A 13,417-nucleotide genomic window follows, 5' to 3' on the forward strand; every position below is an offset into this window, starting at 1 on the left:
CCCTTTACTCTAGACTGCCCCGTTCGCATGCCGATTTGTCATTCGGGCTCAGAGCCGCTCGTCTTTGCGAAGATCGGGCCGCACTGAGCTTCTATCGTATGCCTGATTCACGTATCGATTAGGGGAGGCGGCTACGATGAACCGGAACCCTGCGATTCCGATTGCAACCGTGAACGAGCGGGCGGGTCGATCCTGGCATGCTTTTCCACTATAATAGGGGTAAGTCATTGAGACGCGAACAGGAGGACGAGCCCATGGCGTTCAGAGTGGAGAAGGATTTCCTCGGGGAGAAGAACGTGCCCGAAGAAGCGTATTACGGCGTTCAGACGATGCGCGCGGTGGAGAACTTCCCGATTACCGGGGTGCCGGTGCACGCGGAGTTGATCCAGGCGCTGGCTCACGTGAAGAAGGCGGCCGCTCTCGCGAACCGGAACACGAAGATGCTGAGGGAGCCTATCGCGGACGCGATCGTGCGGGCGGCCGAGGAGGTCGCGAACGGCGCGCTGGCCGACCAGTTCATCGTCGATTCGATCCAAGGCGGCGCGGGGACGTCCATCAATATGAATATGAACGAGGTGCTGGCGAACCGGGCCCTCGAGATCTTGGGACACAAGAAGGGCGATTACTTCCATTGCAGTCCGAACAACCATGTCAACATGTCGCAGTCGACGAACGACGCCATCCCGACGGCGATCCGCGTCGCGGCGTTCCGGCTGACGCAGTCGCTGCTCGGCACGCTCGGCAATCTGCGGTCGGCGTTCGAGAGGAAGGCGGAGCAGTTCGACGACGTGGTCAAAATGGGCCGGACGCACCTGCAGGACGCGGTGCCGATCCGGATGGGGCAGGAGTTCGGCGCGTACGCGGCGGTCATCGGTCGGGACATCGGGCGCATCGCCCGGGCGGCGGACAACCTGCTGGCGGTCAACATGGGCGCCACGGCGGTCGGCACCGGGCTGAACGCCAAGCCCGAATACATCCGCGAGGTCGTCCGGCTGCTCGCCGAAGAGCTTCAAATTCCGCTTCGGGCGGCGGAAGACCTCGTCGACGCGACGCAGAATACGGACGCCTACACGGAGCTGTCGGCCTCTCTTAAGGTATGCGCCGTGAACCTGTCGAAAATAAGCAACGACCTTCGCCTGATGGCGTCCGGTCCCCGGACGGGGCTCAGCGAGATCGCGCTCCCGGCCCGGCAGCCGGGCTCGTCGATCATGCCGGGCAAGGTGAACCCGGTCATGGCCGAAGTTCTCAACCAGACCGCCTTCCAGGTCATCGGCAACGACCATACGATCTGTCTCGCTTCCGAAGCCGGGCAGTTCGAGCTGAACGTCATGGGGCCGGTGCTGGCGTTTAACCTGCTGCAATCGCTGAAGATTCTTCGCAACGCCGTCGACGTCTTCATCCGCTACGCGCTCGAAGGACTGGAAGCGAACCGCGGGCGGTGCGCGACGTACGTGCACGACAGCTTCGGCATCGTCACCGCGCTGAACCCCCATCTCGGCTACGAGGTGGCGGCCCAGCTCGTCAAGGAAGCGCTGCGGACGGGCACCCCGGTCCGGGAGCTGATTCTCGAGCGGCACCTGCTGACGCCCGAAGAGATGGCCGTCATTCTCGATCCCGTGCAGATGACGACGCCGGGCATCGCGGGCGAATGGCTTCTGACGGGAGAGCGGGAAGAAGGGTAAGGACGGAAGGGGAAGCCGCGCGGCGGCGGAGCCGGAATCGGGCGCGGAACGGAGGCGGGCCGCGCCGTCGACAAGGAGTTTTGGAGCATGATACCGACATCTCTTCGATCGTTCCATCCGGTCATCGCCGAATGGTTCTCGGCTTCGTTCGGCGAGCCGACCGACGTGCAGAACCGGGCGTGGGAGGCGATCTTCGCCGGAAGCCATACGCTGATCGCGGCGCCGACCGGCTCGGGCAAGACGCTGGCGGCGCTCTTGCCGTGCCTCGACCGCATCGTCCGGTCGCCGGCTTCCGGCCCGGGCGTGCGCGTGCTGTACGTGACGCCGCTGAAGGCGCTGAACAACGACATTCACCACCATGCGGCTCGGTTCGTCGAGGAGCTGGACGCTCTCGCGGCGGCGGGCGGCGGGGCCCGGGACCGGGATTGGCCGGGCATCCGCTGCGCGGTGCGGACGGGCGACACGAGCCAGAGCGCGCGCAACGCGATGCTGAGACGTCCGCCGGACGTGCTCGTCACGACGCCGGAGTCGCTGTTCCTTCTGCTCGCCTCGGACAAAGGCCGGGCGATGCTGCGCGCGGTCGAGATGGCGATCGTCGACGAGATTCACGATCTGGCGGGAGGCAAGCGAGGGGCGCACTTGGCGCTCTCGCTGGAGCGTCTCGCCGAGCTGGCCGCCAAGCCGGTGCAGCGGATCGGCGTCTCGGCGACGCAGAAGCCGCTCGAGCGGGTGGCGCGGTTCCTCGGAGGCTGGGAGGAGGCCGGTTCGACAAGAGAGGCGAATGCCAACGCGTCGGAAGCGCCGATGGCGGCCGCGCGGGGTGAAGCCGAGCCGGCAGATGCGAAGCAGGCAAATACGAAGCAGGCAAATACGAGGCAGGTTGAAGCCATGTCGGGAGGAGGCGAAGCGGCCGCTCACCCGCTGGGCTTCCGCCCGAGACCCGTCCGGATCGTTGAGAGCTCGATGACGAAGAAGCTGAGCGTGACGGTGACGATGCCCGACCAGAGCCGCCCGGTGCAGACGCGCGAGGGAGTGTGGCTGCCCTTGCTCGACCGGATCGTGCAGCTGATGGAAGGCGCCCGCTCGGTGCTGATCTTCGTCAACAGCCGCCGCCTGTGCGAGCGGCTCTGCCTTCGCCTGAACGACCACGTCGGCTACGAGCTCGCCCGCTCCCACCACGGCAGCGTCTCGCGCGAGCGGAGACTCGAGGTCGAACGGCTGCTGAAGGAGGGCAGCCTTCGGTGCATCGTGGCGACGTCGTCGCTGGAGCTCGGCATCGACGTCGGGCACGTCGATCTCGTCATCCAGATCGAATCGCCGCTCAGCGCGGCCGGCGGCATTCAGCGCATCGGCCGGGCGGGCCACGCCGTCGGCGAAGCGAGCCGCGGCGTCATCCTGGCGCGCACGAAGGGACCGCTGCCCGAGATCGCGGTGCTCAGCCGGCAGATCGCGGCCCGCGACATCGAGGAGATCCGCATTCCGTCCGAGCCGATGGACGTCCTGTCGCAGCAGATCGTCGGCATCGTCGCGTCCGCCGACCGGACCGTGGACGAGCTGCACCGGCTCGTCGTCCGGTGCGACAATTACCATGGCCTGTCCAGGGAGAGGCTGGAGGAGATCGTGCAGGTGCTCGCCGGGCTGTACCCGTTCGTGCGTCCGTTCCTCGATTGGGACCGGGACGGGGACCGGCTGACGAAGCGGGCCAACTCGTCGATGGCCGTCGTCACCGGCGCCGGCACGATCCCGCAGACCGGGAACTATCCGGTCCATCACGTCGACAGCCGGGTCCACCTGGGCGAGCTGGACGAGGAGTTCATCCAGGAGAGCCGGGTCGGGGACGTGTTCCAGCTCGGGACGAGCTCGTGGATGATCCGCGAGATCAAGCAGGACCGGGTGTACGTCTCCGAGGCCGGCAACCGGTTCAGCGAGATTCCGTTCTGGCGGAACGAGTCGGGAGGGCGGTCGTACGTCCTGGGGGTCAGGGTCGGCGGCTTCATGGCGGAGCTGGAGAAGCGGCTTCGGCTTGACGATACCGGGGATGAAGAAGACCGGGAAGCGCTGGAAGACACGCTGGCCTGGCTCGAAGCCGTTCACGGCATGGACCGGGAATCGGGCGGGCAGCTCGCGTCGCTCGCCCGGTCGCAGCACCGGTTCTGCGGCTTGCCGAGCGATAGGCGGATGCTGATCGAGACGTATAAGGACGTCATGAACCAGACGCACGTCATTCTCCATAACTACGCGGGCCGGTACGTGAACCGGGCATGGCAGCTCGCCATCGAGCGGCAATTCGAGAAGCTGCTTCCTTACCGGCTGTACGGCAACGCCAAGGACAACGGCATCGAGTTCGTCCTGCCGGAATGGGACGCCTCCTGGCTGCGGGCGATTCACGGCGTGACCCGGACCAACGCGGAGGAGCTCCTGGTCGAGGCGGTGACCGGATCGCCGCTGCTCGCTCTCGCGTTCCGCCGCATCGCGGAGACGTCGCTGCTTCTGTCCCGCAGCTTCAAGCGGACGCCTCTGTGGCAGAAGAGGCTGAGAGGAGAAGAGCTGCTCCGGTCGGCGCTGCCCTATGCGGACCGGTTCCCCTTCCTCCGCGAGGCGATGAAGGAGTGCTTGTACGACTATCTCGATCTGGAAGGGCTGAAGGACGTTCTGGAGCGGATCCAGGACGGGCGGACCGAGCTCGTCGTCCGCGAGACGGCCCACCCTTCGCCGTTCGCTTCGCAGTTCCTCGCGGATTACGTCAATATGCGCATCTACGAAGGCGAAGGCGTAGACGAGACGATTCAGATGCAGCTGCTGAACGTCAGCAAGGAGCTCGCCGGCCGGCTGTTCGGAGAGGACAAGCTGGTCGGCGTCGTCCGGCCGGAAGTCGTCGAAGAAGAGACACGCAGGCTCGAAGAGCCGGACCGCGCGCCCCGGAACGCCGAGGAGCTGTACTGGCTGCTGAAGCAGCGCGGCGACAAGACCGCCGAGGAGCTGGCCAAGCTCGCCGGCGGCGAAGCGCTGGTCTGGCTGGAGGAGCTGCGGGAGAGAGGACGGGCGCTGGCCGTCGACTTGACCGGGGACGGCGAATACCGCTGGATCTGCTCGGACGAGAAGGAGATCTACGAGGAGTTCCCGGACTCCGCGGATTCGGTCTCGTTCGTCGTCGGAAGGTACGCGGACCACGTGCTGAGCTTCACCGAGACGGAGCTGTGCGAGAGGTATCCGCGTCTGACGTTCGCGCACGCACGCCGGATCGTCGAGGAGATGCTGGAGCGGGAGCAGATCGAGCGCGCCCCGCACGCCGCCGACGAACGGGAGCGGATCTGGACGAGCGCCAAGGTCGCGTCGAGGCTCGTCCGGCTATCGATCCGGGAAGCGGGCAAGCAAGCGGCCCCCGCCGATCCCGCCCGCTGGTGCGGCCAGATCGCCAGAATGCAGATGGTCCTCCAAGGCATGCAGCAGCAAGGAACGGAAGGGCTGCGGCACGTGATCGGGAAGATGCAGGGCTTGTTCGCGCCTCTGTCCCACTGGGAGACGATCCTGTTCCCCTCCCGGCTGACCCGGTATCGCAAGGAGGAGCTGGACCTGCTGTGCGCTTCCGGGGAAGTCATCTGGCTCGGCCGGAAGGAAGAAGGCGACAAGGAGGGCAAGATCGCCTTCTTCCTGGCCGAGTCCAAGGAGCTGTACGCGCCGTACGTCTCGCAAGCCGCCGAGGCGGCGGCGAAGACGAAGCATCCCCGCCTGCTGGAGCGGATTCGGTCCGGGGGAGCGAGCTTCCTCACGAAGCTGGCTCGGGAGGAGGGCAAGACGCCCTCCGAGCTGCTCCCGGACTTGCTCGACCTCGTCTGGGAAGGGCTCGCGTCGAACGACCAGTTCGCTCCTCTTCGGCTCTCCCAAGCGCCGCGCTCCAAGAAGGGAGCCGACCGGACCGGCTCGGGCTTCGGGCGCTGGTATTGGACCGGGACGCTGGCGGACGAGGGAGAGGCGGAGCCGGGCGAACGATCCAAGGGGGCGGAGGAGTCCGCGGTTCATTGGGCCCGCCACCTGCTGGAGAGCTTCGGACTCGTCAACAAGGAGCTCGTCGCGAGAGTGTCTCCGTACTCTTGGGAGGCGTTCTATCCGGTCATGAAGCGGTTGGAGGAATGGGGAGCGGTGACGAGAGGCGTCTACGTGGCGGGCGATCCGACGCTGCAATTCACGACGCGCGAGCTGGCGGAAGCGATCAAGCAGCCGCCCCAAGGCGCGGGGGACGACGCCGTCACCGTCCTGTCCGCCGCAGACCCCGCGAACCCGTACGGGCTGCTGGTCGATTGGCCCGGCTCCGCCAAGGGAGCCTCCTTCTCCCGCAAGCCGGGCAATTATTTGGTCCTGCAAGGGGAGCGGTGCGTCTTCTGGATCGAGAACAACGGCCGGAGAATCTATACGATGAACGGGGGAGGAGTCGGCGGGACGGCTTCGGGCCCCGCAGAAGCGGGATCGTCCCGGGCGCATGCGTCGTCAGGCGCGGCCGCTACGCTTGAAGCAGCCGGCGCGGCGGAATCGCCCGAAGCGCGGACGGCCCTGCTCAAGTCGGCGCTATTCTCGCTCCTGCGCCGCCAAGGGCTGGTCAAGGTCGTCATCGATTCGTGGGACGGGCAGCCGGTCTCCGGCACGGAGGAGGGGCGCCTCCTCCGCGAGCTGGGAGCGGAAGCCGATCGGAAGTCGCTCGTGTTCTGGGCCAATTAACGGGAGATAGGGTGAACAAGCTTGGGCTATCAGATCGAAAATAAACTGGTCGTCGCCGTCGCGTCGAGCGCCTTGTTCGACTTGAGCGAGTCGCACGCGGTCTTCCGGGAGCGCGGCGAGGACGAGTACCGCCGGTATCAGCGGGAGCACGAGAAGGAAGTGCTCCGCAAGGGAGTCGCCTATCCGCTCATCAAGCGTCTGTTGGGCTTGAACGGAACGGATCCGGACGACCGGCCCGTCGAGGTCGTCCTCATGTCCCGCAACGATCCGGATACGGGCCTGCGGATGATGAACTCCATCGAGCATTACGGCCTGCCGATCAGCAGGGCCGTCTTCGTGACGGGGAACGATCCTTTTCTGTACATGAACGCCTTCAACGCCTCGCTGTTCCTGTCCGGGAACGCGGACGACGTGAGGCATGCCGCCTCTCTCGGATTGCCCGCGGGCTGCGTGTTCCCGACGGACTTCGTCGACGACGACGAGGACGACGAGCTGCGGATCGCCTTCGACTTCGACGGCATCATCGCCGACGACTCCGCGGAAGCGGTCTACCAGCAGGGCGCGATCGAGCTGTTCCACCGGCACGAGCGGCTGAAGGCGGGCGAACCGCTTCCCGAAGGGCCTCTGCTGCGCTTCTTCCTCGAGATCTCGAAGCTGCAGCGAAGGGAGATCGACAAGCGCAAGGCCGCCCCGGACTACAAGTCGAAGCTTCGCGTCGCCATCGCGACCGCCCGCAACGCGCCCGCGCACGCGAGAGTCATCTCGACGCTCCGCAAGCTCGACATCCGCGTCGACGAGGCTTTTTTCCTCGGCGGCATCGACAAGGATCGGGTGCTGCGGATCTTCAAGCCTCACATCTTCTTCGACGACCAGGTCGGCCATATCGAGAGAGTGGCCCGGGTCGCCCCGTGCGTGCACGTTCCGTTCGGCATAACCAACCGGCTGCCCGTCGCCGAACGATAGCGCCGCTCCGAGCGATTACCGGCTCTAATCGAGAAATTGGATATACGATTCAAATGTTGTATAAGCGAACGAATTGACGAACCCCGGAAAAAAGTGCTAAGGTTGTTGATAATTCCAAGTGGTATAGTCAGTTATATATCCTGCTTCTACCGGTTAACCGGAGATCCGAGCGAATGGGTCTCCGGTTTTTTTGCCGTCGGAGCCAAGCCTGAGACGAGGCTGTTAGACGAGGCAGAAAGAGGAGGAACATTCATGACGAAGCCTGCTTCAAGGGAAGAGGAGACGGCGGCCGAAGGGAATGCGTTCCCGGGGCGGACCTACGCGAAGGCCGTGCTGGAGCCGGCTTACGAGCAAGCCAAGCGGGAGCTGCTGAAGCCGATGCTGGCCGTTCATAAGGCGCATCTGATCATGCTGGCCGAGCAGGGGCTGGTCGGGGAAGAAGAGGCGGGGCGAATCGCGGCAGCGCTCCGGAAGCTGAGCCCGGAACGGTGGCGGGATTCCGTCTACACGGGACGGTTCGAAGACTTGTTCTTCGAAGTGGAGCACGAGCTGCTCGCCCTGGCCGGCGAAGCGGCGGGCAACCTGCACTTGGGCCGAAGCCGCAACGACATGGGCATCGCCCTCTATCGGATCGCGCTGCGCGAGAAGCTGCTGCGGACGGCGGACGCGGCGCTGGAGCTGCACGGCGTCCTGCGCGAGTTCGCGCTGCGGCATGCCGATACCTTAACGATCGCCCACACGCACACGCAGCAAGCCCAGCCGACGACGCTCGGCCATTACGCCGCCGCGGTCGCCGATTCGCTGGAGCGGGATCTGATCCGGCTGCGAGCCGCTTACGCGAACGTCAACCGGAGCCCGCTCGGCGCCGCCGCGCTCGCGACGACCGGGTTCGCGATCAGCCGCGAGAGGGTGGCGGAGCTGCTCGCCTTCGACGACGTGATCGAGAATGCGTACGACGCCGTCAGCGGCGCCGATTACGTCGGAGAGGCGGCTTCCGCCGTGCAGCTCGCGGCCGTCAACCTGGGAAGGTTCGTTCAGGATCTGCTGCTCTGGTGCACGCAGGAGTTCGCCGTTCTGCGGGTCGCGCCGCCGTACGTGCAGATCAGCTCGATCATGCCGCAGAAGCGCAATCCGGTCTCGATCGAACACGCGCGCTCCCTGCTGTCCGCCGCCGCGGGCGACGCGGCAACCGTGCTTAGAATGATCCACAACACGCCGTTCGGCGATATCGTCGACACGGAGGACGATCTTCAGCCCTACGCCTGGAGCGGCCTCGCCAAGCTCGAAGCCGTCTGCCGCCTGCTCGCCAAGGTGATCGGGACGATCGAGGTCGACGCCGAGCTGTTAAGGAGGCGGGCAAGAAGCAGCTTCGCTTCCGTCACGGAGCTGGCCGACACGCTCGTTCGCCGCGAGGGTCTTCCGTTCCGCGCCGCCCACGCCGTCGTCAGCCGCGCCGTGACGGCGCTGGACGCCCGGGGCGCGACCGTCGCCGAATTCACCCTGGACGTTCTGAACGAAGCCGCCCGCATCGTCGTCGGCCGGCCGCTCGACCTGACGGGAGAGGAGCTGAAGGAAGCGCTCGATCCCGAGCACTTCGTCCGGGTCCGAAGCTTGCGCGGAGGTCCGAACGCGGACGAGGTCCGCCGCGCGCTGCGGGAGCAGGAGCTCCGCCACGGGAAGCTGCGGCGGTGGAAGGACGAACGGTCGGAGCGGATCGCCCGTTCGTTCGCGGAGCTGGATTCGCGGATCGGAAGTCTGGCGCGGGTCCGCGAGTCCTTGCGCGAGACCTTGGAAGAGGAGGCGTGACATGTTCAAAAACGATCAATTCCGCGTGTTCGATATCCACGCCCATCTTCCGTACCGGCTTCCCTTGTTCGCCGAAGAACCGCATCCGCGCATCAAGCAGTACGGGGCGGAGCGCAGCGAGCGAATGCGGCTGACGTGGGACTTCCCGGCCCCGGAACGCAAAGGGGAGATCGAGGAGGCGCCGGAGGAAGACGGCCGCCCGCTGATCGACCGCTGGGTCGACGAGCTCGACGAATACGGAATCGGCGGGCTGAACTTCCTGACCGGCCTCGACAACAACGACCTGGCGGCGCAAATCTCCAAATACCCGGACCGGTTCACCGGGTTCGCCTGCCATCCCATCGAGAAGCTCGGCGCGGCGGAGGAGCTTCGTCGGGCGATCGACGTTCTCGGGCTGCGAGGCTACAAGCTGTTCGGCCCGCTCACTCCGATCGCGTTCGACGACCCGTCGCTGGACCCGGTCTGGCGGTTCCTCGCGGAGAGGCAGCTGCCGGTGCTTATCCACTTCGGCATGCTCGGGCACGCCGGCGGCATCGTGCACCATCCGAACATCAATCCGCTCGCTCTTTTCAATACGGCGCGGGCCTATCCGGACATCCCGTTCGTCATCCCGCACTTCGGCGCCGGCTACTTCCAGGAGCTGCTTCATCTATGTTGGAGCTGTCCGAACGTGCACGTGGACACGTCGGGCTCCAACCAGTGGGTCCGCTGGATGCCCTACGAGCTGAATCTGGAGATTCTGTTCCGCAAAACGTACGAGCTGATCGGGCCGGAGCGCATCGTCTTCGGCACGGACGCGAGCGGGTTCCCGCGCGGGTACCCGTATCGCTATCTGCAGGACCAGGTTCGCGTCTGCCGCGAGCTGAGATTCCCGGAGCCGGACATCGAGCGGATCTTCGGCGACAACGCGAGGCGCCTCGTCCGGTTCGGCCCGGTGCCGGCTTCGGCGAGCGCGCGATAACCCTTTCTTGTCCACCGCAATCCTCATCTCAATCCGATCGGAGCGTGTACCGCATGAATCGTAAACGTTCATACGCCGTCATCCCCGCCGTCCTTCTCGTCCTGTCCGCTTCCCTCGCCGCTTGCGGAGGCAAGAACGGCGCGGAATCGTCCTCCTCTTCGTCCGAACCGTCCGCAGCGTCCGCGACGTCCCCGGCGTCCGGAGGATCGTCGGCGCCGGCTTCCGCCAGCCCGTCCGCCGCGGCGTCCGGCAAGAAGGTGTCGATCGAATATTGGCAGTACGAATTCCCCGCCAAGGTGGAGCTGATCGACGAGCTGATCAAACAGTTTGAGGAGAAGCATCCGAACATCGACGTGAAGCAGACGAATTTTCCCTACGACCAATACAACCAGAAGGTGGCGACGCTCGTGCCCGCCGGCAAAGGCCCGGACGTCATCAACCTGTATTACGGCTGGCTGCCCAAGTACGTGTCTTCGGGTTATTTGCAGCCGCTCCCGGAAGAAGCGTTCCCGGCCGCGGACATCGAGAAGGAGTACTTCCCGTTCGTGCAGACGGCGAAGCTGGGCGGCAAATACTACGCGCTCCCGACGGGAGTGAGGACGCTGGCGCTGTTCTACAACAAGGACCTGTTCGCCAAGGCCGGGCTGACGCAGCCTCCGGCGACCTGGCAGGAGCTCGTCGACGACGCCAAGAAGCTGACCGAGAAGGACGCGAACGGCCAGTTCGTCGTGGAAGGCTTCGCCTGGGAGCCGGGATCGCAGCTGCACCACTGGTTCCGGGACGGCCTGCTCTACCAGGCCGGGGGCAAGGATACGTCCGACGACCGGCGCAAGCTGCTGTGGAAGGACTCTCCCGCCGGGCTGGAAGCGTTCAAGTATTTGGTCGACTTCGCCAAGGAGCACAAGGTCGGCATCAACGGCGTGTTCAACGACGACGCCAACGCGTTCAAGACCGGTCACGCGGCCATCAACGTCGACGGCTCGTACCGGCTCGGCTCGCTCAAGGACGCGCCCGGCTTGAACTACGCCATCGCGCCGCTCCCCGCCTACAAGGACAAGTCGACGCAGGCTTCCTTCTGGGCGAACGCCATCCCGTCCACCGTGAAGGGCGACAAGCTCGAAGCCGCGGCGGAATTCCTGAAGTTCCTCACCAGCCCGGAAGTGCAGGAGCAATGGGTGGAGAAAACCGGCGAGCTGCCGGCGAAGCAGGAGGTCGCGCTGCAGGAGAAATACGCGAACGACGAGAAGCTCGGGCCGTTCATCTCCCAGCTTCCGTACGCGAAGTCGCACTTCTTCGTCGACGAGACGCAGGAGCGAACGCTGTTCGTCGAAGCGGTCGACCAGGTGCTGCTGAAGAACGTACCGGTCGAGAAGGCGTTCGACGAGCTGACGGAGAAGACGCAGAAGCTGTACGACGAATACTGGGCGAAGCAGGATAAGAAGTAATGGAGAGGGCTTCTTCCGTTCCGGCGATCGCGGGCCGGCGCCGGCTCGGCCTGCGGCGGGCCGCGCGCTTCGGCTACCGTACGAAGCGTCGCGCGTTCATCTGCGGCGGGCTGCTGCTTCCGCTGCTATACTTCGTCGGCGTCAGGCTGTACCCGATCCTGTATTCCTTCGACGTCAGCTTCCGGGAGTGGGAGCTGCTGTCGCCGGAGAAGCCGTTCGTCGGCCTCGCGAATTACGAATCGCTGCTGGGCGATCCCGACTTCCTGCGGTCGGTCGCCAACACCCTCTACTACGTCGCGGCGGGCGTCCCCGCCCAGCTCGCGACGGGCCTGGCCGTCGCCTTGCTGCTGCGCCGGATCGGCAGGCTGAGAGGTTTGTACCGGGCCGCGTACTTCATCCCGTACATTACGAGCATCGTCGCCGTCAGCTGGGTGTTCCGCTGGATTCTGATGAAGAACGGGGTGCTGAACGGCCTGCTGCTGAAGCTCGGCCTCGACGCGCAGCCGCTCTTGTATTCGACTTCCCAAGCCATCCATCTGGTGCTCGCGACGATGGTGTGGCAGAGCGTCGGGTTCCAGATGCTCGTCTTCCTCGCCGGTCTCGAGAACATCCCGAAGGAATACGAGGAAGCGGCGTCCATCGACGGAGCGGGGGCCTGGCGCCGGTTCTTCGGCGTCACGCTGCCGCTGCTGCGGCCGGTCGTCCTGTTCTCGGCGGTCATCGCGGGCATCGGCTACCTGCAATCGTTCGCGCAGGTGCTCAACATGACTTCGGGCGGACCGCTCAACTCGACCTCCTCGATCGTGCTTCGCGTCTACGACATGGCGTTCAAGAGCTTCGACATGGGGAGGGCGTCCGCCGCCACGGTCATCCTGTTCGTCCTTATTCTGGCCTTGACCTTGATCCAATGGAAGGCGCTGAATCGGAAAATCGAACACTAAGCCTTACCGAAAGGAGGCGCACGGCATGCGTCGTTCGATCGCCTACGCCGTTCTGACGGCGGGGCTCGCGGTTATGCTTTTCCCGTTCCTGTGGATGGTCGCCACCTCGCTCAAGTCGCCGCAGGACCTCTATTCGCTAAGTCTCATCCCGCCGGAGTTCGCTTGGGGCAACTACGCGGCGATATTCCGCGACGCCCCGTTCGCCCGCTGGATCGCCAACAGCTTCGCCGTCGCCGCGATCGCGACCGTCAGCGTCTGCTTCCTCGACACGCTCGTCGGCTACATTCTCGCGAAGTTCGAGTTCCGCGGCCGAAGGCTCATCTTCCTGTTCATTCTAAGCACGCTGATGGTTCCGACCGAGATGCTGATCATCCCGTGGTACCTGATCTCGACCGACCTGGGGTGGACGGATTCGTACTGGGGCATTCTGTTCCCCGGCCTGCTGTCGGGCTTCGGCATCTTCCTCATGAGGCAGTTCCTGGCGGGGCTACCTTCGGAACTCCTGGACGCGGCCCGCATCGACGGCATGGGAGAGTGGGCGATTCTGCTGCGAATCGCGATTCCGCTCGTCCGCTCCGCGCTGGCGACGCTCGCCATCTTGACCTTCCTCGGAAGCTGGAACGCCTTCATCTGGCCGCTTATCGTCACGCAGACGGAAGGGAAGTTCACGATTCCGGTCGGCATGGCGTTCTTCTCCAGCGAGGCGAAGGACAGCAGCAACTGGATTCAGATCATGACGGGGGCCACAATCTCCGTCGTTCCTCTCATCGTCGTCTTTCTTTTCTTCCAGAAGCAGATCGTCCGGGGCATCGCGACGACGGGTCTGAAGTAGGGGAGGGGGATTGGAGCTAGGGCTTAGGGCTGTTGATGGCCGGCTGTAACAGCCGTGTCAAACGTCTGTGATAA

8 protein-coding genes are annotated in these 13,417 nt (G+C 65.1%); all 8 read left to right on the top strand.

Annotated elements, in window-relative coordinates; genetic code table 11:
- Positions 1-254 precede the first annotated feature (254 nt).
- The 8 genes from aspA (at position 255) to H7B90_RS18325 (ending at position 13,343) form a co-directional block, all read left to right on the top strand.
- On the top strand, positions 255-1,682 hold the full coding sequence (gene aspA / locus H7B90_RS18290) for an aspartate ammonia-lyase (RefSeq protein ID WP_185137343.1): 1,428 nt from the start codon (positions 255-257) through the stop codon (positions 1,680-1,682).
- An 87-nt stretch (positions 1,683-1,769) separates the two neighbouring features.
- On the top strand, positions 1,770-6,395 hold the full coding sequence (locus H7B90_RS18295) for a DEAD/DEAH box helicase (RefSeq protein WP_185137344.1): 4,626 nt from the start codon (positions 1,770-1,772) through the stop codon (positions 6,393-6,395).
- A gap of 21 nt (positions 6,396-6,416) precedes the next feature.
- A complete protein-coding gene (locus H7B90_RS18300) occupies positions 6,417-7,358 on the top strand; it encodes a 5'-nucleotidase (protein WP_185137345.1) in 942 nt (313 codons plus the stop codon).
- Between the two features lie 252 nt (positions 7,359-7,610).
- A complete protein-coding gene (gene argH / locus H7B90_RS18305) occupies positions 7,611-9,164 on the top strand; it encodes an argininosuccinate lyase (RefSeq protein WP_185137346.1) in 1,554 nt (517 codons plus the stop codon).
- Between the two features lies 1 nt (position 9,165).
- On the top strand, positions 9,166-10,125 hold the full coding sequence (locus tag H7B90_RS18310; protein WP_185137347.1) for an amidohydrolase family protein: 960 nt from the start codon (positions 9,166-9,168) through the stop codon (positions 10,123-10,125).
- 53 nt (positions 10,126-10,178) lie between these two features.
- Positions 10,179-11,570, top strand: a complete 1,392-nt coding sequence (locus H7B90_RS18315) for a sugar ABC transporter substrate-binding protein (protein WP_185137348.1) — start codon at positions 10,179-10,181, stop codon at positions 11,568-11,570.
- Positions 11,570-12,511 carry a carbohydrate ABC transporter permease gene (locus H7B90_RS18320; protein ID WP_185137349.1) on the top strand — a complete coding sequence of 314 codons (942 nt, stop codon included), beginning with the start codon at positions 11,570-11,572 and terminating at the stop codon, positions 12,509-12,511. Before H7B90_RS18315 ends, H7B90_RS18320 begins: the two co-directional genes overlap by 1 nt.
- A 25-nt stretch (positions 12,512-12,536) precedes the next feature.
- A complete protein-coding gene (locus H7B90_RS18325) occupies positions 12,537-13,343 on the top strand; it encodes a carbohydrate ABC transporter permease (RefSeq protein ID WP_185137350.1) in 807 nt (268 codons plus the stop codon).
- Positions 13,344-13,417 lie beyond the last annotated feature (74 nt).

The sequence above is a fragment of the Cohnella xylanilytica genome (assembly GCF_014212175.1).
GTDB classification, from domain to species: Bacteria; Bacillota; Bacilli; order Paenibacillales; family Paenibacillaceae; genus Cohnella; species Cohnella xylanilytica.